Raw genomic sequence first — 24,781 nt, forward strand, 5'->3', positions numbered from 1 at the left:
AAAATGAGGGGCACAGGTCGCGGCAAACCCGCCCCTGCTCCCTTTCGAAATCAGTGCCCAAACGCCGCATTCGGCATCCATTTGGGACGTTTGCCCGCAGGCCCCGCCCGCATGTGCAGACAGGCGGTATTGGTGCGCTGGAACCACAGCGCCTTGAGCGGATACCACCCGGCCTTCGGCACCTCGACCTCAACCGCAAAGGTCTCCTCGCAGGGCTGGCGGCCATCAAACTCACCCACCACCTGACCGCCGACCACCGCGTGCAGGCCATCATTGGTCAGAAAATCAATCGTGTAGACGCCCGGCGCATCAAAGCGCACATAACCGCGAATATCGGCCACCACCCGCTCGGCACGTTTGGCGGTCAGCACATTCTGCCCCAGCTCGGTGTCGCGGTAATCCAGCCCCGTGAGCGGCGATCCCTGCTCCACCCGGTATTTCAACGCATTGCGGGCCGCGCCCAGGCTCTTGACGTCGGAGGGATAGGCATAGCGCACCGACAGCCCGGGCTTCAGCCCCGAAGGCTGCGGATCCGCCGGTGTCAGCTTCAGCGGCGCCGCAAACGCCATCGCAGAAAGCCCCGCCACGCAGGCTGCGGCCAGGGCAACGGATCGAAGGGCGGCGGATGTGATCGACATGATATTCTCCCAATCTGTCCGGTCCGCGCGTGACAATATCGGTCCCGGCGCCGGTGTCAGCGCCACCATAGGCCCCGCAACCGCCGTTTCCCAAGCGATTCCTGACGTCACCCCCAACCGCGCCGTTCCCATGCAAAAAGCCGCCCCGGGCAGGAGCGGCTTTTCCATGTCTCGTCTCCGGAGGGCCCGCCAGGGGCCGTCGGATCAGTTCTTGGCGTAGAATTCGACCACGAGGTTCGGTTCCATCACCACCGGGTAGGGCACATCGGCCAGCGCGGGCGCGCGCACGAAGGTGGCGGTCAGTTTGGAGTGATCGGCTTCGATGTAGTCCGGAACGTCACGCTCGGCCAGCTGCACGGCCTCCAGAACGGCAACGTTCTGCTTGGACTTTTCACGCACCTCGATCACATCGCCTTCTTTGACGCGGTAGGAGGGGATGTTGACGCGCTTGCCGTTCACCAGCACGTGGCCGTGGTTCACGAACTGACGGGCCGCAAAGACGGTCGGCACGAATTTGGCGCGGTAGACAACGGCGTCCAGACGACGCTCCAGCAGACCGATGAGGTTCTCACCGGTGTCGCCCTTCACACGCTCGGCTTCGCCGTAGATGCGACGGAATTGTTTCTCGGTCAGGTCACCGTAGTAGCCTTTCAGCTTCTGTTTGGCGCGCAGCTGAATACCGAAGTCGGACAGTTTGCCTTTGCGGCGCTGACCGTGCTGGCCGGGGCCATATTCACGACGGTTCACCGGGGACTTCGGACGGCCCCAGATGTTTTCGCCCATGCGGCGGTCAATTTTGTACTTGGCAGACGTGCGTTTGGTCACGGCTGATCTCCTTCTTTAGTGGCATTGCAAGGTAGATCCGAAAACCGGTTCCCACTTTTCGGCTTGCAATCGCGTCTGCCATTGCACCGTCAGCGTTCCCCTGCTCCAGAAAACCTGCAACAAACGAAGGGCGTTGTCCTCTTGGGTTTGGGTCTTGCGACCGCCCACCATGACAGGCATCCCCTTGCGGGGGCCACCAACACCAATGAAGCCGCGCTTCTACAGCACCCCCTGCCCGTGTCAAGAGCGATCCGGCAGTTTTATGCCCGCCCCTTTCGCAAGAGCAACCGCAACAGCCGCAGCCCAGATCAAGGGGCGCAGGAGAGCCCCAACGGCTTTCCCCTTGTGGGAAAGCTCCGGCCTGTGCGCCGCAGGCGCTCCGCTAGGCTGCGTCGTGCAAGAGGATTGCGGCCTCGGACGCCGACAGGTTGCGCCGCGCAAACGCCCCGTAGCTGGCCGGATCCTGTTCGACCCCCGGCAAGCGACGCAGCAAGCGCTTGCGGTCGCTGTCATCCAATGCGGTCAGGGCGGCGTTTGCAGGATGGAAGCTCTCGGTCTCAACCCCATTGGCCCAGATCACCTGATGGTGCTCCAGCAGCAGATGCACATAGGTCACCTCGCGCACGCCGTGATCGACCGCGATGGTGCCGCCATTGATCAGGTCGCGCGCCGCCACCAGCACCTCCGGCGCGTTGAACAGCGCCTGCGCGGCACGGCCACGCACCAGCATGCGGTGTTCCGGCGACACCAGCAATTCGCATTCGGGGCGATCAATCCCCAGGGCCCCGGCCCGGATGCGCACCGGTCGCAGCTGCGGCATCACAAACAGCCGCGCCCCGCTCATCCGGCGCGTGCCGATCCATTGCACCACCTGGGCGCCGTTGTCGCGGGTTTGCACCCGATCGCCTTCGCGCAGGGTCTCCACCGGCTTCGGCCCGTCCGGTGTCGCGATACGGGTGCCGGGGGTAAAGCAGATCACGCCGGGGTCTCGCGGCGCCTGATCCGCCCCCATTCGGCCCAAGGCCTGATGCACCACCCAGAGGTCGGTGTTGCGGGGCGGGATTTCATCGACAAACATCAACAGCGGCGACCGCCCGGGGCCGGCCTCGATCACGGTGACGGTATAGCTCTGCACCCCATTGGTGACGACAAAGCTGCTGTCCATGACCGGATCATCAACATCAATGGCATGAATATCACTGCGATTCTGCACGGCCGCGCCGACGAGGCGGCGCACCGTGCGCGCCGCACGACGCCGAAGGTCCTGTTCCCCATCTGCCATATCCAGACGCAACAGCTCTGATGGCCCGTCCACGCGCACGGCCTCCCCATGCCAAGACCACGCAGCGCCCACCTCGAGCGCCGCAACAGGTGCCGCCTCGAGACCATCAATTTCCGTTTGCGTCCAGGAGATGACAAACGTGCCGCAAAAGCCCGTCTTCATCCGCTCTAGCCTGCCTCAGTTGAGTTTATCTCAATTATTAATGAAGCGTTAACAAATCAGGCCCCTAGGTGGAAGACTTAATCCCCGGGGCCGGTTTGCTTTTGACCCGGAGACCGTGACGAAAAAACCACGTCAGAAGGTCCAGCGCAGCCGCAGGGAGCCGACGATCTGGCCTGTGTCCTGACCAGAGAACTCCTTGCCCAGATAGGTGATGCCATAGAAGAAATCGCGCCCGTCGCCTTGCCAGTGCAGCCCCGCGCGCAGGCGGTCGCGACGTGAATTCAGCGCGTATCCGCGCCCTTCCGGCAGGTAGACCGACTGTGCCACATGCGCCACATCGCCCCCCAGCGTGAAACTCAGGCCACGGGTATCATACATCGTCCGGTAGCGCTGGCCCGTCACCGGATCGCGCACCAGGAGTTCGCCCTGCCCGGCCGTGCCCAGAGTCAGGTCCGCGCCGATTCGCACCAAGGTCTCATCCCCGGCGCGCGCCTCGACAAAGGGGCGCAGACGGCTGCGCGGGCCCAGCGTGATGGTTTTGCCCAGCTCCCCGACCAGCGTGGGGCGTATCGTGTTGGGGATCTGCGCATCGCGCACCGCATCCGACGGGCGCGTGGTGTTGGCCAGATCATGCAGCGCATCCTGAAACCCGTCGAGCCCGGTTTGCGGGCCGATAAAGACCAGATCGCCGCCAAGCGAGATCTCCAGTGACCCGCGCTGCATATGCGTGTGCAGCCCGAGCGACAGGGCCCCCGCCCAAGGCCGATCACCGGCAGCCGGATTGCGCAGATTGTCCGGGGCGATGATCTGGCCAAGAAAGCGCAGCTCCAACAGCTCTCCGAAGGTCGCAGGGGCCTGCCCGTCCCAGCCATAGCCGTAAATCCGCGACGAGGCGACAGACCCGGTGCGCCAACGATCCTTGCCATCGCCGATCAGATCATTGTCGATCAGGTGGCCATAGCCGATCCGGTGACGTTTCTGCGCCTCTGACGGGGCCGCCTCCGCCGCCTGCACAGTGCTGGCCAAAGGAAGCGCAATCGCGGCGCAGAGCGCCAGCGCAAGGGATCGGATCATCTGAATACCTGCTGGTGGGTTATTGGTGTCTTTAGGCCCCAACTGGTTAACCAACACTTAATGGCGCCACTAGTGCAGCCGGGCCACAGCATCCCGCAAAGACCAGCACGCACGCCCCGGAAATGCCGCGTTTTTGTCGCGATATGAACCCCTTGGCCTGCTGTCGGGACGGGGCGCTAGCCTTCGTCGACCGGGGCCACCACCGGGCCGCCTGCCTTGAGCCAGCCGGAGAACCCGTCGCTGATGTGCGCGGCCTCAAACCCCATGTCCTGCAACATCGCCACCGAGAGGGCCGACCGCCACCCCGAGGCGCAATGAAAGACAAAGCGTTTCTCCTCGGCAAAGATCTCTTTGAAATAGGGGCTGTCGGGATCGACCCAGAACTCCAGCATGCCGCGCGGACAATGAAAACTACCGGGGATAAACCCCACGCGCTGGCGTTCCCGCACATCGCGCAGGTCGACAAACACCACTTCCGGCGTGCCATGCAGGGCAATCGCCTCTGCCGCGGTGATTTCCTCGATGCGGGCGCGGGCTGCGGCGACCATCTGCGCCGATGTTGTCTTGAGCTGTGCCATCCGGACCTCCTGCGGCGTGTGTTTCCAACATTCTAGGGGCAGCTTTGCCCCCACGCCAGCCCCGGCGATAGGGCGCGCGATCACAGCGATTGACAGCCGCCCTGCCCTGCCCCAGTGTCGCCCGCAGGCTGGTAAATTATGGCCCGGTACATTGATGCACCGACCCTGCCCCCGAACATGCGAGGAGATCAGCGTGACCACAGACACGTCCCTTTCCCAATCCGCCAGTCAGCCGCGTTCTGAACCCATCTCTCTATGGGACCGCTCATCCGAGGAACCCACCTATGCCAATCCCCTGGCACAGGACGCCCGCGTCGATGTGGCCATCGTGGGCGGCGGCTACACGGGGCTGTCGACCGCGCTGCACGGCGCGCTCAAGGGGCTGTCGTGTCACGTGCTGGAGGCCGAGGAGATCGGCCATGGTGGCTCCGGGCGCAACGTGGGGCTGGTCAATGCCGGTCTGTGGCTGCCACCGCAACAGGTGGAGCAGATGCTGGGCAAGGCGCATGGCGGCGCATTGGTGCGCGAGCTGGGCGAAATGCCCGACTATGTGTTCTCGCTGATCGAGCAATATCAGATCCGCTGCGAGGCCACCCGCGCAGGCACCATCCACGCCGCACATGCCGCATCGGGCCTGCGCGATCTTGAGGCCCGCGCCGCAGGCTGGCAGGCGCTTGGTGCGCCGGTGCGCCTGCTGAGCGCGGGCGAAACCGCCGAAAAGACCGGCACCGCTAAATTTCACGGCGGGCTATTGGATGCACGCGCCGGCACCATCAACCCGATGGGCTATGTACGCGGATTGGCCCGCGCCGCACGAGCTGCCGGGGCAGACATTTCCACCGGGACCAAGGTGCATGCGCTGAAGAAAGACGGCGCAGATTGGAAGGTAGAGACAGACCGCGGCGTGATCACCGCCGGGCGCGTCGTCATCGCCACCAACGCCTATAGCAATGACCTGTGGCCGGGGCTGGCGCAGAGCTTCACGCCGATCCATTTCTTCCAGATGGCCACCCAGCCCCTCGGCGCCGAGGCCGGTTCAATCCTGCCCGAGGGTCAGGGCCTGTGGGACACCGGCAAGATCATGTTCTCGCTGCGCCGCGATCAGGCGGGGCGACTGATTATCGGCTCCATGGGGTCGGTGGTGGGCGGCACCGAGGGCCTCACCCGCCGCTGGGCCGAACGCAAGCTGCGCCGCCTGTTCCCGGACCTCGGCGCGCTGGAGTTCGCGGACGCATGGCACGGGCAGATCGCCTTCACCCCCGATCACCTGTTCCGTATCCACCGGCTGGACGACGGGCTCTATTCCCCGGTGGGCTATAACGGGCGCGGCATCACCACCGGCACGTTGTTTGGCCGGGCGCTGGCGGATCTGTTCTCCGGCGCATCAGAGGACAGCCTGCCGCTGCCGATCACCGACCTGAAACCCGACCGGGGGCGTGCGGTGAAAACCCAGTTCTATCGCAGCGCGTTTCTGGCCAAACAGGCGGCGGAAAGCCTGCTCTGACCACCACAGGGGCGGCGCTCAGGCCGAGGTGCTCAGGCCGGGGGGGCTGTCCCAGACCTGATCCAGCCCTGCGTTGATATCTGCTGCCGCCTGCTGCAAAGCATCAAGATGGAGTTCTGCGAATTCGGGCACGGATTTATAGGTGCGCAGCCACAGCACCGACAGCCCGCCCAGAACCTGCGCGCCGGCCCGGATCGGCACCGCAATGGCGCGCAGGTCGGTGTCCCATTCGCGCTCGCTGAGGTGAGCGGGCAAACGCTCGGCATAGCCGCGGGCGCGGACCTCCTCGATCCGCCGCATCAGCGCGGGCAGATCCAGCCCAAAGCGCACAGGCCCCCAGTGCAGATCGGATTTCAGCGCCTCATAGGTGGCGGCAATTTCGCCATCGCTCAGGGCGGCGAGGCAGGCCAGACCGGTGGCCGAGCCGAAGTGGCTGACCCGGCGGTTGATCTGGCCCTGTTCAACGTGGAAATTGCTGACCTGCCGGGTGCTGTCGATGATCCGCATCGCACGCGCCTCGCGGATATGGATGTCCGACGGCCAGCCGATCGCCTTGGTCAGCGCCAGCGCCCGCGGGATCGCCGCATCCGCCACCTGCAACATCCCCTTCGGCATCACCTCGGTCGAGATGTCGGGAAACACCAACAGCGTGCGATAGAGCTGATCCGCCAGCGAGCGGCGCACGATCTTGCGCGCGATCAGGGTCTGCAACAGCCGCCGGATGGTGCTCTTGGGCAGGCCGGTGGCACGGTGCAGATCCGCCAGCGACATCGCCCCCTCGCGCGCGAGGGTTTCCAGGATCTCGATGCCACGATCAAGGGAGCGGTTTTCTTTCAACATGCCCTGTCATGCCACTGAGCGGCACGATTTGACAAAGGTTTTCTGCGCGCCCGTCCCTCTTCTAGGCTGGCCGCCAGCAGGATGGAGCCGTGCGATGAATATCCTCTTTATCATGTTCGACCAACTGCGCTTCGACTACCTGAGCTGCGCCGGTCATCCGCATCTGAAAACGCCCCATATCGACCGGCTGGCTGAGCGCGGTGTGCGGTTCACCAACGCCTATGTGCAATCGCCGATCTGCGGCGCCGCACGGATGAGCTGCTACACCGGGCGCTATGTCTCCAGCCACGGGGCGCAATGGAACAACTCGCCCCTGCGGGTGGGCGAATGGACCATGGGGGATCACCTGCGCAAGGCGGGCATGGGCTGCTGGCTCATTGGCAAAACGCATATGAATGCCGACAGCGAGGGCATGGCCCGCCTCGGCCTCAGCCCCGACAGCGTGATTGGCGCACGACAAGCCGAATGCGGCTTTGACGTCTGGATCCGCGACGATGGTCTCTGGGCCGAGGGGCCGGACGGGTTTTATGACCAAAAACGCAGCCCCTATAATGAATACCTCAAATCAAAGGGCTACGCGGGCCATAACCCGTGGCACGACTTCGCCAATGCGGGTCTTGAAGGCGATGAGATGGCCTCCGGCTGGTTCATGGCCAATGCGCAGAAGGCCGCGAATATTGCCGAGGAAGACAGCGAAACCCCGTGGCTCACCACCAAGACCATTGAGTTTATTGAACAGGCCGAGGGACCATGGTGCGCGCATGTGAGCTATATCAAGCCGCATTGGCCCTATATCGTGCCCGCGCCCTATCATGACATGTACGGGCCGGAGCATGTGCTGCCCGCCGTCAAGGACCCCGCGGAGCGCGACGATCCGCACCCGGTCTACGGCGCCTTCATGGGCAATGCCATCGGTCAGGCCTTCTCGCGCGAAGAAGTCCGGCAGGCCGCCATCCCCGCCTATATGGGCCTGATCAAGCAATGCGATGACCAGATGGGGCGGCTGTTTCAATACCTTGAGGATACGGGCCGGATGGATGACACGATGATCGTGATCACCTCTGACCACGGCGACTATCTGGGCGATCACTGGCTGGGCGAGAAGGATCTCTTTCACGAGCCCTCCGTCAAAGTGCCGATGATCGTCTATGATCCCCGCCCCGAGGCCGACGCCACCCGAGGCACCACCTGCGACGCGCTGGTGGAAAACATCGACCTGCTGCCGACCTTTGTGGAGGCCGCAGGTGGCGAGATCGCAGATCACATCCTGGAGGGCCGCGCGCTTACACCATGGCTGCATGGCCAGACGCCCGAGGTGTGGCGGGACTACGCAATCAGCGAATACGATTATTCCGGCACACCAATGAGTGTGAAGCTTGGCATCGCCCCCCGCGATGCGCGGCTCTTTATGGTGACCGACACGCGCTGGAAGTTCATGCACGCCGAGGGCGGCCTGCCGCCAATGCTGTTTGATCTGGAAAACGACCCGCAGGAATTTCACGACCTTGGCCGCAGTCCAGACCACAGCGAAGTGATCGACATGATGTATGCGCGCCTCGGCCAATGGGGGCGGCGCATGTCACAACGCATCACCCGCTCAGACGCGCAGATCATCGCGGGACGCGGCGCATCGCGCGGCAAGGGCATTCTGCTTGGGATCTATGAACCCGATGACGTCCCCGCCGAGCTCACCGTGAAATACCGCGGCAAGCCCCCGGTATAAACGCACGCACCCGATGCCTCCCCTGTGGCACGCCGGGAAGGGAGGCTCCCGCCCAGGCCGCAGGGATCACAGATCCCCTTGCCCGGTTGGGCCCGGCGCCGCGCTGGCGCGCGGCGTGCCACCGCCCCACCTTCAGCTTTTTCCAAATATCTCGGGGGTGAGGGCCGCAAGGCCCGAGGGGGCAGCGCCCCCTGGCGCCCGGACCCCGTCCGGGCGCTCGGCCCAAGGCCGCTAACGGGTCCTGCCGCAGGCCGGGCACGTGCGGGCGCGGGAGGCCTGCCGGGTCTATACGCCACACTCAGCTCACATCATAATCCAGCGCGCCGATCGCCGCGTGCAGCGCTTTGAGGAACACCCCTTCCAGCGGCGTCCGCTCTGCATCCTGCCGCAGCATCAGCCCGACCGGCCCCTTGGTCAGCGACATGTCGAAGGGCAGTTCGACCAAGCGCCCGTCGGCAAGCTCATTGCGCACCACCCCGCGCGAAATCATCCAGATCGCATCGGTATCGCGGGCATGCACCCGGGCAAAGGCGCCCGAGACCGTTTCGATCCGCTGCGGTGGTTCCGACAGGCCATGGCTGATCAGCCACCGCTCCACCAACGGGCGAATGGCCGCCGTGGAGGGCGGAAAGATCACCGGCCAGCGGGTCAGATCCGACAGGCTCGGGGCCGCCAGACAGGGATGGCCGGGCCGCACCGCGCACACGACCTCTTCGGTATAGAGCTGGGTAAAGGACACCCCCTGCATCACCGCGGGATCGCCGAGCCGCCCGATCACCATGCTCACCGCGCCGCTGCGCAGCAGGTCGATCAGCATCCCGTGCGGCCCGTCGGACAATCGCAACACCGCCTCGGGCGCGAGTCTGCGAAACTCTTCCGCGACCCGCGGCAGCAGCCCCGCCGCCACGCTGGGCAAGGCGCCCACGGTGACCTCCTGGCGCAACAGGCCGCCCTGGGTGCGATCCACGCTGTCCAGCCCGTGATCGAGCGCGGCCAGGCTCATGCGGGCGAAATGGGCAAAGATCTCCCCGGCTTCGGTCAGCTCAACCCCGGCCCGGCTGCGCCGCAAGAGCGTGGCCCCGAGGATCTCTTCCAGCTCCTTCAGGGTGCGCGACATCGCCGGTTGCGTCAGCCCCAGATGCTCTGCCGCGCCTTTCAGACTGCCGTGCGCCACCGCCTCCGACAGGCATTGCATGTGGCGGATCTTGACCTGTCGAGAACGCTTTAAATTACCCATATCGGCATCTATAAAGCCGTATTTCTCATTTTAGAATACAAAAACCGCATGGTACGCTGCACTCAAAGCGGGAGGCTTGGATGCGGACACAGGTGGTTATTGTCGGCGGAGGTCCGTCGGGAATGTTGTTGGGGCAATTGTTGCACCTGAATGGGATCGACACCGTCGTGCTGGAACGGCGCAGCAAGGCACATGTGCTGAGCCGCATCCGTGCGGGCATCCTGGAGCAGGGCATGGTCGAACTGATGCACAAGGCGGGCGTCGGTGCGCGGCTGGAGCGCGAGAGCTTTCACCACGAGGGCACGCAGATCGCCCATAATGACCAGATGTTCGGCATCAATTTCAAGCAGCTGATCGGCAAATCGGTGATCCTCTACGGCCAGACCGAGGTCACGCGCGATCTCTATGAGGCGCGCGAGAAGGTCGGCGCACAGACAATCTTTGACGTGGCGGATGCCGCCATCCACGACGCGGACACCGATGCGCCCTATGTGACCTTCCACAAGGACGGGCGGGAACAGCGTATTGATTGCGATTTCATCGCCGGTTGTGACGGGTTCCATGGCGTCAGCCGCCGCACCATTCCGGCCTCCGTGCGCACCGAATATGAAAAGGTCTATCCCTTTGGCTGGCTTGGCATCCTGTCGGAAACCCCGCCGGTCAACGACGAGCTGATCTATGCCAATTCCGAGGACGGCTTTGCGCTCTGTTCGATGCGCAATGCCAACCTCAGCCGCTATTACGTGCAGTGCTCCCTGGGCGATGACGTCGGCGACTGGACCGACACGCGGTTCTGGGACACGCTGCGCCGCCGCCTGCCCGCCGAGGTCGCCGAGGCGCTGGTGACAGGTCCCTCGATCGAGAAGTCCATCGCGCCGCTACGGTCGTTTGTGAGCGAGCCGATGCGCTGGGGGCGGTTGTTCCTCTGTGGAGATGCCGCCCATATCGTGCCCCCCACCGGAGCGAAGGGTCTGAACACCGCCGCCTCTGATGTGCATTACCTCTATACAGGGCTGCTCCGGTTCTATCAGGACAAGGACAGCGACGGGCTGGATCGCTATTCCGAAAGGGCGCTTGCCCGGGTCTGGAAGGCGGAGCGGTTCAGCTGGTGGATGACGTCGCTGCTGCATCGGTTCCCGGATCAAAGCCCGTTTGATGTAAAAATGCAGGCGGCGGAACTGGCCTTCCTGCGCGACAATGAGGACGCCCAGCGGGTGCTGGCAACCAATTACGTCGGGTTGCCCTACTGATGCAGGCGGCGCGACTGACACATGCCACGCTGCATTGGCGCGGGGATGGCCCTCCGGAAGGGCCTGCGGTGGTCTTTGCCAACTCTCTGGGCACGGATTTGCGGCTCTGGGATGCGGTGATCGACCGCCTGCCCAAACATCTGCGGCTGATCCGGTATGACAAGCGCGGCCATGGCCTCAGCTCCTGCCCCAAAGGGCCCTATTCCCTCGACGATCTCGCCGAGGATGCGCTGGAGCTGTTGGATCATCTGGGTGTTGAGACTTGTATCTTTGTCGGCCTGTCCATCGGCGGCATGATCGGTCAGACGCTGGCCGCCCGCGCGCCGGAGCGGATCTCGGCGCTGGTGCTGTCCAACACCGCAGCCAAAATGGGCGAGGCGCAGATGTGGCAGGACCGGATCGCGGCCATTGAGGCGGGCGGCATTGCGGCCCTGTCGGATGCGGTGATGGAGCGCTGGTTTGCGCCTGCTTTCCTGAGCACCAACGCGCATCTGCCGTGGCGGCATATGCTGGAGCGCACACCGCAAGCCGGCTACATCGCCTGTTGTCAGGCCATCGCGGGCGCAGACCTCAGCGAGATCACCAAGACCCTGCGCCAACCAACCCTTGGCATCGCGGGCAGTGCGGATGGCGCCAGCCCCGCCGCGCTGGTGGAGGCCACCATCGACCTGATCCCCGACGCCGCGTTCACCGTGATCGAGGACACCGGCCATTTGCCCTGTGTCGAGGCGCCCGAGGCCTATGCCGGGGTGCTATTGGAATTCCTGAAGGAGTTGGGCCATGTCTAAACAGTCCCAAAGCGACCGCTATATCACCGGCATGAAAATCCGGCGCAAGGTCTTGGGCGATGACCACGTGGACCGGGCCGAGGCGAAGAAAACCGCCTTTGACGAACCGTTTCAGACGCTGATCACAGAAACCGCCTGGGGCAATGTCTGGGCCAGCGACGGGGTGTCCGACCGTGAACGCTCCATGCTGACGCTGGCGCTTTTGGCCGCGCTTGGCAATTTTGACGAGATCCCCATGCACATCCGCGCCACCGCGCGCACGGGCGCGAGCAAGTCCGACGTGCTGGAGGCGTTTCAACATGTGGCAATCTACGCAGGTGTGCCACGCGCCAACCACGCGCTGAAACTGGCCAAGGAGACTTACGCCGAGATGGAACAGGAGGCGGGCGAGAAATGAGCAACGGCTATGTAAACCGCGACCGGCGCTGGCACCCGCCCAGCATCACGCCCGACTACAAGACCTCGGTGGCGCGCGGCCCGCGTCATGCGCCGCTGTCCTTTCCCACCACTTTGGTCGAGGAAACCGGGCCGGTCTTTGGCCACGACATGCTGGGCGAGCGGGACAACGACCTGATCCTGAACTTTGCCAAGGACGGTGGCATGGCGATCGGCCCGCGCATCATCGTGCATGGGCAGGTGCGCGACGAATTTGGCCGTGGTGTTCCGGGTGCGCTGATCGAGGTCTGGCAGGCCAATGCAGGCGGGCGCTATCGCCACAAGAAAGAAAGCTATCTAGCGCCGTTGGATCCGAACTTTGGCGGATGCGGGCGCTGCATCAGCGACGAACAGGGATTCTACGAGTTCCGCACCATCATGCCCGGCCCCTACCCCTGGCCCAATACGATGAACGATTGGCGCCCGGCGCATATCCATTTTTCCATCTTTGGTGCGGGATTTGCCCAGCGCCTGATCACCCAGATGTATTTCGAGGGCGACCCGCTGATCTGGCACTGTCCCATCGTCGACACCATCCCGACCCGCGAGGGGATCGAGAGCCTGGTCGCGGCGCTCGACATGGCGCGCACGGTGCCGATGGATGCGCGGGCCTACAAGTTCGACATTACCCTGCGCGGTCGTCGCCAGACGATGTTTGAAAACCGCATGGAGGGGCTGTGATCATGGTACAACCTTTGTCCTACCTGAAGGAATCCCCCTCGCAGACTGCGGGGCCTTACGTCCACATCGGCTGCACGCCGAATTTTTCCGAAATCGAAGGCGTCTACCCGCAGGACCTCGGCCATGAGATGATCACCGGCGACGTGCAGGGTCAGCGCATCCGCATCACTGGCCGCGTCATCGACGGCACCGGCACGCCGCTGCGCGATGCGATGATCGAGATCTGGCAGCCGGACGCGGCCGGGCTGTTCAACTCCCCGGCCGAGACGCGCGGCACGGCAGATCCGAACTTCACCGGCTGGGGGCGCTGTGCCTCGGATATGACCACGGGCGAGTTTGCCTTTGACACGATCAAACCCGGCGCGGTGCCCTTTGTCGATGGCCGCATGCAGGCGCCGCATGTGACGCTCTGGATCGTGGCGCGGGGCATCAACCTCGGCCTGCACACGCGGATGTATTTCCCCGACGAGGCGGAGACCAATGCCGCCGACCCGATCCTGAGCCGCATCGAACATCAGACCCGCGTCAAAACCCTGATTGGCGAGGATCAGGGCGACGGGCACATCCATTTCGACATTCGCCTTCAGGGGCACAATGAAACCGTGTTTTTCGACATCTGAGGCCAGATCATGAGCAATCCTTGCATCCTCTGCGTGGCGATCACCGGCTCGCTGCCCACCAAGGCCAACAATCCGGCGGTGCCGATCACCGTGTCCGAACAGATCGAGAGCACCCATGAGGCGTTTGAGGCCGGGGCCAGCATCTGCCACGCCCATGTGCGCAATGACGACGAGACGCCCTCCTCCGATCCGGAAAAATTCGCGGCGCTGAAAGAAGGGCTGGAGAAACACTGCCCCGGCATGATTATCCAGTTCTCCACTGGCGGCCGGTCGGGCGCAGGTAAGACGCGCGGCGGCATGCTGCCGTTGCAGCCCGACATGGCCTCCCTATCGGTGGGGTCGAACAACTTCCCCACCCGCGTCTATGAAAACCCGCCGGATCTGGTCGACTGGCTTGCAGGCGAGATGCGCATGCACCGGATCATACCGGAGGTGGAGGCTTTTGACCTCAGCCATATCCTGCAGGCGATCCGGTTGCATCAGGAGGGCGCGCTTTATGGCAAGCTCTATGTGCAATTCGTGATGGGCGTGAAAAACGCGATGCCCGCCGACAAGGAGGTGTTCGACCTCTATGTCGATCTGGTCCAGCGCCGCGCGCCCGGGGCCAATTGGTGTGCGGCGGGCATTGGGGCGAACCAGCTGATCGTGAACGAATGGGCCATTGCCGCCGGTGGACACACGCGCACGGGGCTTGAGGACAATGTGCGGCTGGATCGCCAGACACTTGCGCCCTCCAATGCGGCACTGATCCGGCGCGCGGCAGCGCTGTGCGAGAAATACGAACGCCCCGTCGCCACCTGGCAACAGGCGCGCGAGATCCTTGACGTGCCCCTGCGCGGCTGATCTGGTTTCATCATTCCGCCTTAAAGGACCACCTGCCCTGTGAACCCGCTGACGTCGACCAACCCCTATTTTGCCGGCCTCTTTGCCGATGATGAGATCACGGATCTGTTCGGTGGTCCCGCGACCGCAGAGGCTTTCCTCGCCTATGAGGTGGCGCTGACCCGCGCGGCGGCAGAGGTCGGGCTGATCGAAGCGGATCTTGCGGCGCGGGCAGTGGCGGCGATGGCGGGGTTCGCGCCCGATGTGGTGGCAGTGCAAGCGGATCTGAAGACAGACGGCATGGCGGTGCCCGGTTATGTGCGGCAACTCAAGGCGCATGTGGGCGCAGAGCTTGCCGCCGCTGTGCACCCCGGTGCCACCAGTCAAGATCTGATCGACACCGCGCTGGTGCTGGCGATCCGTGCGGCAAACGCGATCTACCTGTCCCGGCTGGACGCGTTGAGCACCGCGTTGAAGGAGCTGGGGCGAACACACGGCGAAAACGCCCTAATGGCGCGGACTCGGATGCAGGCGGCCCTGCCGATCACCGCCGGGCATCGGATCACCACCTGGGCCGCGCCGGTGCAGCGCCATGCAAAACGGCTGGAGACCTTGCGCCCCGAGGTGGAGCTGTTGCAGTTCGGCGGCCCGGTGGGGGATCGCCAGCGCAGCCAGCCACATGGCGACGCCATTGCCCGGCTCATGGCGGTCGAGTTGGGGCTGAGCGCCCCTGAGCGCGCCTGGCACACCGAGCGCGACGGGCTGGCGACATACGCCAGCTGGCTTTCGACCCTGACCGGCAGTCTCGGCAAGATCGGGCAAGACATATGCCTGATGGCACAACAGGGCGTGGATGCGCTGGCGCAGGAGGGCGGCGGCAGCAGCTCTGCCATGGCGCATAAACAGAACCCGGTGACGGCGGAACTGTTGGTGACTCTCGCGCGCTATAATGCGGGCCAATTGCCCCTGATGCATCAGGCGATGGTGCATGAACAGGAACGCTCTGGCGCGATGTGGACGCTGGAATGGATGGTGCTGCCGGCCATGATGACCTGCACCGGCGCGGCGCTGCGTCTGGCCACCGAGCAGATACAGGCGATTACCCGGATCGGGGACGCCGCCTCGCCCATCTGACCCGCCGCCCAGAACTTTTTTCAAAAATATTGCCACCTGCTGCATCCAAATGCGGCGCTGACGGAGTCTCCCCTCTGACAGCGCACGGATGGTCCGTGCCTCAGTCAAACAGAGAGGAGCTTTTTATGCATTCCCTTAAGACCGCTTTTGTGACCGCATCCATTTTCGCAACCGCCCAGCTGGCGCAGGCGGACGACCATGCCGCCCCGATGGCGATCGGGCTGAGTGGCGACAACATGCTGCATATGATCAACGCCGAAACCGCAGGGGTCACCGGCTCCATGCCCGTCAAGGGCGTCGACAAGCTGCTGGGCATCGACCTGCGCCCGGCCACCGGTCAGCTGATCGGTGTCACCTCCACCTTTGACATTGTCGAGATTGATCCAATGACCGGCGAAGCCACGGTGATTTCCACCATGGACAAGGAACTGCCGATTGCCGAGGGCGCACCGGTGATCGTGGACTTCAACCCCAAGGCCAACAAGCTGCGCTTCATGAGCGGCACCACCAACCACCGGGTGGACATCGAAAGCGGTGCCGTGACCGTGGATGGCTCGCTCGCCTTTGAGGAAAAAGACATGCACGCAGGCGAGGCTCCGGCGATCGTCGCGGCGGCCTATATCAACTCCTACGGGCAGCCGGATGCGACGGCGATGTATGACATCGATTCCACCATCGTGGCGCTGATCCAGCAGACCTCGCCCAATGACGGCACGCTGGCGGCAATCGGCAAGCTGGGCATTGACGGGGCGCAGACCTATGCCTTTGACATTGCAACCGATGCAGAGGGCAACAATACCGCCTGGCTCGCGGCTGGTGGCAGCCTCAACACCGTTTCCCTGGAGAGCGGCAAGATCATGGAAAGCTGGGAGATCAAGGGCGCGGATGCTCCGCTGCGCGACATCACCTTCATGACGGCGAAGTGACATCAGGGTTGCACACCATGATGCAATTCGTGTTATGGTTGTGTGAGTGAGTGCGAGTAACCCCATGGTGCCGCAAACACCGGGGACATGTTACCCGAGGGGGCGCAGGCGTTATCGCCCGGCGCCCCCTGTTGCCCCCTCCCGATGCCTCTGCCGCTGGCGATCATGACGTTGACCGGGTCCGCCGGTGCCAATACGGTTGCCCGGAGCGCGCCGTCCCGCCTGCGTGCAAGACCGACGCGGATGGCCGCGGGCACCGGGACGCGCCACAGGCATGAGGACAGGCGATTGAGCGAATTGGCAGAGCGCATCGAGGCCTGCGCAAACGGGGATCGTGCAGCGCTGCGCGCCCTGATGGACACCGAAGGGTCGCGGCTGCTGGGGATTGCGATCCGGATGCTGCGCCGGCGGGATCTGGCAGAGGATGCGGTGCAGGAGTGTTTTGTCTCGCTCTGGCGCAAGGCACATCAGTTTGATGCGGCGCGGGGTTCTGCGCGGGGCTGGCTGACCACCATCCTGCGCAACCAGTGCCTGACGATGCTGCGCAAGGAAAGCTGGGAAATCGCCGAGGACGCCGGGACGCTGGAGCGCCGGCAAGATGAGGACATCGTGATGGAGGCCTATGGCAGGCTGGACATGAACAGCGACCTGCGGCGCTGCCTCGACCGGCTGGAGCCGCGCAAGCGGGTGGCGATACTCCAAGCCTATGTGCTGGGCTACACCCATGGCGAGATTTCCGGCCGCATCCAGGCGCCGCTCGGGTCGGTCAAGGCCTGGGTCCGGCGTGGCCTCAGCGCCCTGCGGGAGTGCCTGTCATGAGTGATGCAAGACCCCTGGCCGATCAGGCGATGGAAGTGGCGCTTGGCCTTGCAGAAGAGGCCGAGGCGGCCGAGCTCGAAGCCCGCGCGCTGCGCGATCCCGAGGTCGCCGCAGCGCTGGCACAGGCGCGCGTGCGGCTGTCGGAACTGGATGACACCGCCACACCCGAGGCGCTGCCCGACGACATGTGGGCGCGGGTTGCGGCCCGGCTGGATGCGGGGTCCGCAGCGGCAGAGATTGCGCCCGCGTCGGTGCCGCAGTTCGACGCCGAGACCGACACCATCCTGCCCGCCAACGAGCCGCGCGCCCCGCGCAACTGGTTCATCGCCGCCTGCACCGGGCTGGCGGCGTCGATCATACTCGCACTGGCGCTGGGATGGTCGGTGATGATGCGGCCCGACCCGACGGTGATCGCGGTGTTGATCAACGACACCACTGGTGAGGCCGTCGCCGTGGTCGAAGGCACCGAAGAGAACCTGACCCGGGTCACCCTGCTGGGACAGGCCGCAGTGCCCGAGGGTCAGGTGATGCAGGTCTGGACCAAACCCGAGGACGATGGCCCGCCGGTCTCGCTTGGCCTGCTGGCGGACAACAGGGGCACCGCGCTGGCGGTGGAGGGATTGCCGCCGCCGGGGCCGGAACAGCTCTATGAGATCACGTTTGAGCAGGCGGGCGGCTCGCCCACGGGTCTGCCGACGGGGCCGATCCTCGGCAAGGGGCTGGCGAAGGAACCGCTCTGAGCGACGCCGGGCCCGGACCTGACACTGCCACACCAACGCAAAGGGGCGCCCCGCCGGGCGCCCCTTTGTTTCTGCATCATCCCTGTCAGACGACGGCTATATCATGCGTCAGGCTGCTGCTTTGATCGACTTGTCCTGTTTCGCAGGCTTGCCCTCGACCAGCACCCGGTGCAGCGCACCGATGACCGGCTTCAGGTCCTCACGCTCGACGATGTACTGCACGTCTACATTGCGCGGCCCCTGCGAAGCGCCGAGGCTTTCCAGCCCCACATCGGCAATCGCCTGCAACCCGCGCGTCAGCACCGACAGCCCCTTGAGGTCGCGCCCGATGGCCGAGGCCATGGACAGCAGCCGCGCGGAAATCTCGGCATTGGGATAGAGGCGGGCCAAGTCCTTTTCCACCCGTTTCAGCACCGTCAGCGAGGTGTCGACGTAGTGGGTGATGGTATTGGCATTCGAGGTCTTGGACACGATACGCACATCGTGACGCGTCAGCACCTCAAGGATCGCAGCATCATAGCCCTTCACCCCGACCATATCCTGCTCGAAGACCTCCAGCGCGATGATATCCAGACCGGTGATCATCTCCACCGCCGGGCTTTCCGCCGGCTTGTCGTCGATCAGCGTGCCCGGATCTTCGGGTTCGAACGCGTTGGTCACCCGCAGCGGCACATCGGCCTGCCGCAGGGTCTTGGCCGCCTTGGGGTGGATCGCCTCCATCCCCATGTTCGACATCTGGTCCGCCACGTCATAGTTGGTGTGGCCCAGTTTCTGCGCAACGCCCTCGCCCACGAGTTTCGGGTCGGCAGAGGAGAGGTGAAACTCCTTGTGGATGATCGCCTCGCTGGCGCCGGTGAGGGCGGCCAGACAGGAGAACGTCACCTCGGAATAGCCACGATCAAACTCGCGCATCAGCCCCTCGGCGCATTGCGCATAACCTGTGACGATGGGCATCTCGGTGGCGGGATCGACGTCGTTGAGCGCACCGGAGATACGCTCCTCCAGCGTCACGTCACCTTCGTCACGCCAGCCGGAGAGATCCACAAAGCGGGCATTCACCCCCACGCGCTGCAACAGCAATGCGGTGACAAAGGCGGAATGCGCCTCGCCCAGCCCCGACAGCAGCTCGCGGATCTGCAGCATGTGTTCCGCCAGGCGGAAGTGGCCATAGCTGCACAAGCGTTGCAGGTCGATCAGGCAGTTGCGGGCGCCCTCGATCCGTTCGGCGACAAAGGCATCGGCCTGCGCCACATCACCGGCGTTGTCGAGCACCGACTCATGCGCCTTGCGCATCTCGTCGCCGACGCGGCTCAGGGCCTCGTGCCAGCCATGGTCGGATTCGGCGTCGGCAAACCGGGCGTAGACGCCCGGCTCACCGGTTTTCTTGTGTTCGAGCAGCAGATTGGTGATGCCACCAAAGGCGGAGACCACAAAGACGCGACCATAAAGATCATCCGCCTTGCGCCCGCCGGTAAACAGCGTGTCCACCAGCTCGTTCACGCGGGACATCGAGGTCCCGCCAATTTTTTCAACAGTATGTGTCATGCGTCACCTGTTCCTCAGGCCAGCTCCTCCGCAGGAGCATAAGAGCCGTCCTCGCGATGGACTTCGGTGCCGGTCACCGGCGGGTTGAAGCAGCACGCCATGTGCAGTTCTTCCTCGGCCCGCAGGATGTGCTTGTCATGCAGGTTCAGCGCATACATGACGCCGGGCTTGATCTCGTGGGTCTCGCCGGTCGCGATATCGGTGATCGAGCCCTTACCCTTCATGCAGTAGACACTCTCGAAGTGGTGCTTGTAGTGGAACTGATGCTCCGAACCCGCTTCCAGAACGGTGATGTGGAAGGAGAACCCCATCCCGTCATCAGCCAGCAGCATGCGGGTGGAGGTCCAGCGCGCATCAGAGACGGAGCGGTCGGTGTTTTTCAGTTCGTTGAAATCGCGTACGATCATGGGTCTTGGTCTCCGGTCGTCTGGTTATTGCGCGGCAATTTTGGTTTTGGCGGCCACTTCGCGGGCGGCGGTGCTGAGAATGGCAAAGCCTTCGCAGAACAGCTGCTCGGAGGTGGTCAGCGGGGCGAGGATCTTGACGACCTCGTCATTCGGACCGGAGGTTTCCACCACCAGACCCAGCTCATAGGCGCGGGCGCAGATGTCGCCGGCCAGCTCGCCAGAGCCCACATCAACACCCTGCATCAGGCCACGGCCCTTGAGATAGGCGCCGGGGATGTGGCTGGCCACTTCCTGCAGCGCGCTGGTGACCAGTTCGGTCTTGCGGGCCAGTTCGGAGGTGAAGGCATCATCGGCCCAGAACTTCTCGATCGCGACACGCGCGGTCACAAAGGCATGGGTGTTGCCGCGGAAGGTGCCGTTGTGCTCGGCGGGGCCAAAGACGTCATGTTCCGGGCGCACCAGAACCAGCGCCATCGGCAGACCAAAGCCGGACACGGATTTCGCCATGGTGACGATATCGGGCTTCACACCCATTTCCTCAAAGGAGAAGAAGGTGCCGGTCCGACCGCAACCCGCCTGGATGTCGTCGATGATCAGCAGCGCGCCATGGGCATGGGCGATCTGTTCCAGTTTCTTGACGAACTCGGCAGAGGCCGCGTTGAGGCCGCCCTCGCCCTGAACGGTTTCCAGCATGATCGCCGCCGGGGCGTCGATACCGCCGGAGGGGTCGGAGAGCATCTTGTCCAGCAGCGCGGCGCTGTCGAGACCGTCCACATAGGCGTCAAAGGGCACACGGGTCACGCCGGATTTGTCCATGCCGGCGCCACCGCGGTGGTAGCTGTTGCCGGTCGCCGCCAGCGCCCCCATGGTCACACCGTGGAAGCCGTTGGTGAAGGAAATCACATTGGTGCGGCCGGTGACCTTGCGGGCGATCTTCATCGCCGCCTCAACGGCGTTGGCACCGGTCGGGCCGGTGAACATCACCTTGTGATCCATGCCGCGCGGCGTCAGGATCAGGTCGTTGAAGCTGTGCAGGAAGGCTTCCTTGGCCTCGGTATGAAAATCGAGACCATGGGTAATGCCGTCCTTCAGGATGTGCTCAACCAGCGCATCCTTCATGTCGGGGTCATTGTGGCCGTAGTTCAGCGAGGAACAGCCCGCCAGAAAGTCGATGTAGCGGGTGCCGTCTTCGGTGAACAGCTCGGAGCCGCGTGCGGTATCGAAGGACGCGGTGAAGGAACGGCAGTAGGAACGCGCATTGCTTTCGCGGCGCGTGTAGATAGACGTATTGGTTTCCATGTCTTTGGGCATGGGGGAATCCTTTTCGGATAAGATAAATTCTGGATGAGGGGGGAGGCGTTCAGGCCGCGCGCTTCAGGACCTTGGCATCACTGTCAAGCGTGATGGTCACCATATGCTCGGTGTCATGCGCGCCGTCGAAATGGGCCTCTTTCTCGAAATGCGGCTCGTCGCTCAGCTCGCCGCCGATATCGCGGGCAAAGCTGCGGAAGAGGCCCCAGGAGGCCGCATTGTCCTTGGTGATGGTTGTTTTCAGCACGGACGCGTCAGAAATGCCGTCGCGCGCGATCAGCGCCTTCAGCATCTTCTTGCCCAGTCCCATGCCGCGCGCGGCTTCACCCACCGCGACCTGCCAGACGAAGAACGCATCATCGCCCGGGATCATGTGGCCGGAAATCCAGCCGACGATTTCGCCATCAAGCTCCGCCACCACGCAGGTGTCGCGGAAGTGATCCGCCTGGATCAAGTTGGCATACATGGAGTTGCGGTCGAGCGGCTCGCAGGCCTTGACCAGCTCCCAGATTTCGGCCCCGTCCGTCGCGTTTGGCTTGCGCAGGCGGGGCTGGCAAGTTCGGGGGCTTTCGGTCTCAGTCTGCAGGATGTCTTTGGGCATCGCTCACCGTCTCCATTTTTCGTTCGCCTATCTAAATATAGGGAAGATGTAAAAACTTCAAGAACCTCAGTAATTTTCTTCCCCTGAGTGATTAACCACTGTTTTTAAAGGGCAATACTGCTTAGCCAGACAAATGATGGGCGAAATAACATGCTTCGACTTCGAGAAACGTCGCGACAATACTTAGTGTATTGAAGGAAATCGCCATCCGTGACACTTTAAAGCGCTATGAATGACCGCCCGCGTGACAGAACCGATGAAAGCCTGATTGCGCTCAGACGAATCCTGCGCGCAACCGAGCTGTATTCCCGCAACCTGGCCCAGGCCTCCGGCCTGACGCCGGCACAGTTGCGGGTGTTGCAGCTGCTTGCGACCAGTGGCGGCAGCGCCACCCCAAAGGAGCTGGCGCAAACCATGGGCGTGGCCCAGGCAACCGTGACCACGCTGGTGGACAAGATCGTCTCGCGCGGGATGGCGACCCGGATGCGGTCGGACGCGGATCGCCGCCAGACCAATGTGGTGCTGGAGCCGGCTGGCCGCGACGCGGTCAAGGCGGCCCCGGATGCGTTGCAGCAACGCTATGTCCGCGCCTTCGAACAGCTCAAGGATTGGGAACAGGCCCAGCTGCTGGCCTCGCTGGAGCGGGTCGCGGCGATGCTGGATGCCGACGACATCGACGCCGCCCCGGTCCTGACCACCGGCGAGATCAAGAGCAGCGACCGCCCGGTCTGAGCCCTGCCCGGGGTGCCACAGAGATCCGGGTCAGGCTGACGTCAGCCGCGCATCCAGATCCTCGAAATAGGCGCACCAGGTCGACAGGCTGTTGCTGTGCCGGGCCTGCGCCTGCGCCAGATCGGCCCGGTGCCGCGCGTCCTGCGGCGCTTCGATCAGCGCATCCAGCGCACGGGCCATCTCCGTCACCTCTCCCGCGGTCACCATCTGTGCGGTACGGTCGTCGACATAGTCCCGTACACCCTCGGACCGTGTCACCACCAGCGGAATGCCGAGGTGCTGCGCCCCGACGATGCTGACATGCCCGTTCGGCGTCCGGTCGGAGCGCAAGGGAATCGCCATGCCCGCTGAGTGCGCCGCGATGGCCCAGGTGACCGGCGCAGGCAGATTGGTGTGCACCGTCACATTGTCGGGAAAGGCGATCCCGACAAGACTGGCCGGACGCGCCACCACCACCATCCGATGCTGCGGCAGGCGGCGCATTGCCGCTGCCAGCACCTGATAGTCCCGCCCCTCGCCGCCGATCGCGCTCAGATAGGGGCCGGGAAACGGGCGCGGATGGCGGGCCGCCACCGCAGGGGCCTCCATCGCCCAGGGCAGATAGGTGAAGCGCCCGGGCGGCAGATCAAACAGGCGCGCGTAGAGGTCGATCTCGTAGCGCGAGAACACCACGAACTCCTGCACATGCCGGAACCCGCGCCGCGCCAGCTCCAGCCGCCGCCCGGTCGGCAGGTCGGTGTAGTTGAAGGCAAAGGCCACATGCGGCGCCGCGGGCGCAAGCGCGCGCGCCAGCAACGCGGTTGCCAGCGTCACGTTGGGCAGATGCGAGACCAGCACCGCGTCTTTGTGCCGCCGCGCAGCCCGGATCGCCGACAGGCAGGCCCGGTACCGTCCCAGCGCCGGACGGGTGATCCGGCGTTCGATCCGATTGGCGGGCTGGCCGCTGAACGTCTCCCAGCGGAGCCGGGGCGCGTCGCAATAGGGCTCCAGAAACCGCCAGCCCGGCGCTGAAAGATCCGAAATATTGAGATACTGCATCCGGTCCTGTCCGCTTGCCCGCCGTGCCGAACCGGAGACTGCCCCAGCCATTCGGGACTGGCAATGGCTCAGACGCCCGGCACCGACATCCTATACCTCTGCGCGGCTCAGCCCTGCGGCGCCGCTTCGGTTCCCCCGATCGCCTGCGTCAGGAACCGGGCCGCCTCGATCACCGGGCGGCTCAGCCGGTCGATGTCGTCTGCACCGATCCGGCTGGTGGGGCCGGAGACCGAAATCCCGGCGATGGCTTCGCGGTTCATGTCGAACACCGGCGCCGCGATGCAGCGCATGCCGGCGTTCTTTTCCTCGTTGTCGACCGCAAAGCCCTGCGCGCGGATCGTCGCCAGATCCTGTTTCAGCGCCTCATGATCGGTGATGGTGTGGTCGGTAAAGACCTCCAGCCGGGTCGCCGCCAGTAGCCGGTCCAGGCGACTGGACTCCATCTGCGCCAAGAGCGCCTTGCCGATGCCCGACGCATGCATCTGCGACAGGGTGCCGGGCGGAAAGAAAGCGCGAATGCTCGCGTGGGTCTCCACCTGGCTGAGAAACAGAACATGGCCCTCCTTCTCGATGCCGAGGTTGGCGGTCTCGCCCGTTTCCTCCATCAGCTTGCGCAGGATCGGGCGGGCGCGATCCACCAGACTGGTGCGGCGCAGGAACCGCGCGCCGATCACGAAGGCCTGCGCGCCGATGTGCCAGAGCTGTTCCTCGGTGTCGAACTCCACCAGCCCGCGCCCTTCGAGCGTCACCAGGATGCGATAGACGGTGGCGGGCGACTGGCCCATGTCCTCGGCAATCGATGTCAGGGGCTTGCCCTGCGCCTCGCTCAGGAACTCAAAAACCTCCATCGCCCGGTCGAGCGACTTGATGGTGTTTTGCGCCGTCTTGTCGTGCCAGTCCCGGGGCCGTCCACGCGCCCGCCGGGTGGTCTTGGGGCCAGTTCCTTGCGAATCCATCAGATCCCTCCGGTTTTGTGCGAAATTCGAATTCACGATATGAAAAACTCAAGCACCTGACAAGGAACGATATTTCGGGGAACTTCCATTTTCGAAAAACGATTTCAAAAAAA

At 64.1% G+C, this 24,781-nt stretch carries 26 protein-coding genes; 13 read left to right on the forward strand and 13 right to left on the reverse strand.

Annotated features, from left to right (window positions below):
• Positions 1-50: 50 nt before the first annotated feature.
• The 5 genes from MHM88_RS07755 to MHM88_RS07775 all read right to left on the reverse strand — a co-directional run bounded on the left by MHM88_RS07755 (position 51) and on the right by MHM88_RS07775 (position 4,559).
• Complete coding sequence (locus MHM88_RS07755) at positions 51-638, reverse strand: PA14 domain-containing protein (RefSeq protein ID WP_239362342.1); 588 nt, start codon at positions 636-638, stop codon at positions 51-53.
• A gap of 204 nt (positions 639-842) precedes the next feature.
• Positions 843-1,463: a 30S ribosomal protein S4 gene (rpsD, locus tag MHM88_RS07760; RefSeq protein ID WP_239320413.1), complete on the reverse strand. Its 621-nt coding sequence runs from the start codon at positions 1,461-1,463 to the stop codon at positions 843-845.
• Between the two features lie 382 nt (positions 1,464-1,845).
• A complete protein-coding gene (locus MHM88_RS07765) occupies positions 1,846-2,907 on the reverse strand; it encodes a Hint domain-containing protein (protein WP_239320411.1) in 1,062 nt (353 codons plus the stop codon).
• A gap of 132 nt (positions 2,908-3,039) precedes the next feature.
• Positions 3,040-3,981 carry a lipid A-modifier LpxR family protein gene (locus MHM88_RS07770; protein WP_239362345.1) on the reverse strand — a complete coding sequence of 314 codons (942 nt, stop codon included), beginning with the start codon at positions 3,979-3,981 and terminating at the stop codon, positions 3,040-3,042.
• A 176-nt stretch (positions 3,982-4,157) separates the two neighbouring features.
• Positions 4,158-4,559 (reverse strand): rhodanese-like domain-containing protein, encoded by a 402-nt coding sequence (locus MHM88_RS07775; RefSeq protein ID WP_009176636.1) that lies wholly within the window; start codon positions 4,557-4,559, stop codon positions 4,158-4,160.
• Between the two features lie 193 nt (positions 4,560-4,752).
• Between MHM88_RS07775 and MHM88_RS07780 the strand changes: the two genes are divergently transcribed.
• Entirely contained in the window at positions 4,753-6,063 is a 1,311-nt protein-coding gene (locus MHM88_RS07780) for an FAD-binding oxidoreductase (RefSeq protein WP_239362347.1), read from the forward strand.
• A gap of 18 nt (positions 6,064-6,081) precedes the next feature.
• Here MHM88_RS07780 and MHM88_RS07785 read toward each other — a convergent pair whose 3' ends face one another.
• Positions 6,082-6,903 carry a helix-turn-helix domain-containing protein gene (locus MHM88_RS07785; protein ID WP_239362350.1) on the reverse strand — a complete coding sequence of 274 codons (822 nt, stop codon included), beginning with the start codon at positions 6,901-6,903 and terminating at the stop codon, positions 6,082-6,084.
• Between the two features lie 94 nt (positions 6,904-6,997).
• On the opposite strand from MHM88_RS07785, the gene MHM88_RS07790 reads away from it, so the two are divergent.
• Entirely contained in the window at positions 6,998-8,626 is a 1,629-nt protein-coding gene (locus MHM88_RS07790) for a sulfatase-like hydrolase/transferase (protein ID WP_239362354.1), read from the forward strand.
• Between the two features lie 298 nt (positions 8,627-8,924).
• Here the strand turns inward: MHM88_RS07790 and pcaQ are convergent, their stop codons facing one another.
• Entirely contained in the window at positions 8,925-9,863 is a 939-nt protein-coding gene (pcaQ, locus tag MHM88_RS07795; RefSeq protein WP_239362365.1) for a pca operon transcription factor PcaQ, read from the reverse strand.
• An 80-nt stretch (positions 9,864-9,943) separates the two neighbouring features.
• On the opposite strand from pcaQ, the gene pobA reads away from it, so the two are divergent.
• From pobA to MHM88_RS07845, 10 genes are all read left to right on the forward strand, one after another.
• Complete coding sequence (gene pobA, locus MHM88_RS07800; protein ID WP_239362375.1) at positions 9,944-11,113, forward strand: 4-hydroxybenzoate 3-monooxygenase; 1,170 nt, start codon at positions 9,944-9,946, stop codon at positions 11,111-11,113.
• Entirely contained in the window at positions 11,113-11,901 is a 789-nt protein-coding gene (gene pcaD / locus MHM88_RS07805; protein ID WP_239362378.1) for a 3-oxoadipate enol-lactonase, read from the forward strand. The genes pobA and pcaD overlap by 1 nt, the downstream gene beginning before the upstream one ends.
• Positions 11,894-12,298 carry a 4-carboxymuconolactone decarboxylase gene (gene pcaC, locus MHM88_RS07810; protein ID WP_239362389.1) on the forward strand — a complete coding sequence of 135 codons (405 nt, stop codon included), beginning with the start codon at positions 11,894-11,896 and terminating at the stop codon, positions 12,296-12,298. The genes pcaD and pcaC overlap by 8 nt, the downstream gene beginning before the upstream one ends.
• Complete coding sequence (gene pcaH / locus MHM88_RS07815) at positions 12,295-13,017, forward strand: protocatechuate 3,4-dioxygenase subunit beta (protein ID WP_239362400.1); 723 nt, start codon at positions 12,295-12,297, stop codon at positions 13,015-13,017. The genes pcaC and pcaH overlap by 4 nt, the downstream gene beginning before the upstream one ends.
• Before the next feature lie 2 nt (positions 13,018-13,019).
• Positions 13,020-13,637 carry a protocatechuate 3,4-dioxygenase subunit alpha gene (pcaG, locus tag MHM88_RS07820; RefSeq protein WP_239362402.1) on the forward strand — a complete coding sequence of 206 codons (618 nt, stop codon included), beginning with the start codon at positions 13,020-13,022 and terminating at the stop codon, positions 13,635-13,637.
• 9 nt (positions 13,638-13,646) lie between these two features.
• Positions 13,647-14,480: a 3-keto-5-aminohexanoate cleavage protein gene (locus MHM88_RS07825; protein ID WP_239362405.1), complete on the forward strand. Its 834-nt coding sequence runs from the start codon at positions 13,647-13,649 to the stop codon at positions 14,478-14,480.
• Between the two features lie 39 nt (positions 14,481-14,519).
• Positions 14,520-15,593, forward strand: coding sequence for a 3-carboxy-cis,cis-muconate cycloisomerase (locus tag MHM88_RS07830; protein ID WP_239362407.1), 1,074 nt, complete (start codon positions 14,520-14,522; stop codon positions 15,591-15,593).
• A 125-nt stretch (positions 15,594-15,718) separates the two neighbouring features.
• Complete coding sequence (locus MHM88_RS07835) at positions 15,719-16,519, forward strand: DUF4394 domain-containing protein (RefSeq protein ID WP_239362418.1); 801 nt, start codon at positions 15,719-15,721, stop codon at positions 16,517-16,519.
• Between the two features lie 288 nt (positions 16,520-16,807).
• A complete protein-coding gene (locus MHM88_RS07840; protein ID WP_239320385.1) occupies positions 16,808-17,338 on the forward strand; it encodes a sigma-70 family RNA polymerase sigma factor in 531 nt (176 codons plus the stop codon).
• Positions 17,335-18,078, forward strand: a complete 744-nt coding sequence (locus tag MHM88_RS07845; protein ID WP_239362420.1) for an anti-sigma factor domain-containing protein — start codon at positions 17,335-17,337, stop codon at positions 18,076-18,078. Before MHM88_RS07840 ends, MHM88_RS07845 begins: the two co-directional genes overlap by 4 nt.
• A gap of 108 nt (positions 18,079-18,186) precedes the next feature.
• Here MHM88_RS07845 and MHM88_RS07850 read toward each other — a convergent pair whose 3' ends face one another.
• From MHM88_RS07850 to ectA, 4 genes are read right to left on the reverse strand one after another with little or no spacing between them, the layout of a single operon-like run.
• Positions 18,187-19,623 carry an aspartate kinase gene (locus MHM88_RS07850; RefSeq protein ID WP_239320383.1) on the reverse strand — a complete coding sequence of 479 codons (1,437 nt, stop codon included), beginning with the start codon at positions 19,621-19,623 and terminating at the stop codon, positions 18,187-18,189.
• A 14-nt stretch (positions 19,624-19,637) separates the two neighbouring features.
• The gene (locus MHM88_RS07855; protein WP_005620964.1) at positions 19,638-20,030 is read right to left on the reverse strand and encodes an ectoine synthase; all 393 of its coding nucleotides are present in this window, start codon (positions 20,028-20,030) and stop codon (positions 19,638-19,640) included.
• 24 nt (positions 20,031-20,054) lie between these two features.
• Positions 20,055-21,341 (reverse strand): diaminobutyrate--2-oxoglutarate transaminase, encoded by a 1,287-nt coding sequence (ectB, locus tag MHM88_RS07860; RefSeq protein ID WP_239320381.1) that lies wholly within the window; start codon positions 21,339-21,341, stop codon positions 20,055-20,057.
• A 49-nt stretch (positions 21,342-21,390) separates the two neighbouring features.
• Positions 21,391-21,942: a diaminobutyrate acetyltransferase gene (gene ectA, locus MHM88_RS07865; protein ID WP_239362423.1), complete on the reverse strand. Its 552-nt coding sequence runs from the start codon at positions 21,940-21,942 to the stop codon at positions 21,391-21,393.
• A gap of 228 nt (positions 21,943-22,170) precedes the next feature.
• On the opposite strand from ectA, the gene MHM88_RS07870 reads away from it, so the two are divergent.
• On the forward strand, positions 22,171-22,674 hold the full coding sequence (locus MHM88_RS07870) for a MarR family winged helix-turn-helix transcriptional regulator (RefSeq protein WP_239320379.1): 504 nt from the start codon (positions 22,171-22,173) through the stop codon (positions 22,672-22,674).
• Between the two features lie 30 nt (positions 22,675-22,704).
• Here MHM88_RS07870 and MHM88_RS07875 read toward each other — a convergent pair whose 3' ends face one another.
• Positions 22,705-23,712, reverse strand: a complete 1,008-nt coding sequence (locus MHM88_RS07875; RefSeq protein WP_239362425.1) for a hypothetical protein — start codon at positions 23,710-23,712, stop codon at positions 22,705-22,707.
• 107 nt (positions 23,713-23,819) lie between these two features.
• The gene (gene bhcR / locus MHM88_RS07880) at positions 23,820-24,668 is read right to left on the reverse strand and encodes an HTH-type transcriptional regulator BhcR (protein WP_239362427.1); all 849 of its coding nucleotides are present in this window, start codon (positions 24,666-24,668) and stop codon (positions 23,820-23,822) included.
• Positions 24,669-24,781: the final 113 nt, after the last annotated feature.

Source organism: Epibacterium sp. MM17-32 (genome assembly GCF_022348205.1).
GTDB lineage: Bacteria > Pseudomonadota > Alphaproteobacteria > Rhodobacterales > Rhodobacteraceae > Epibacterium.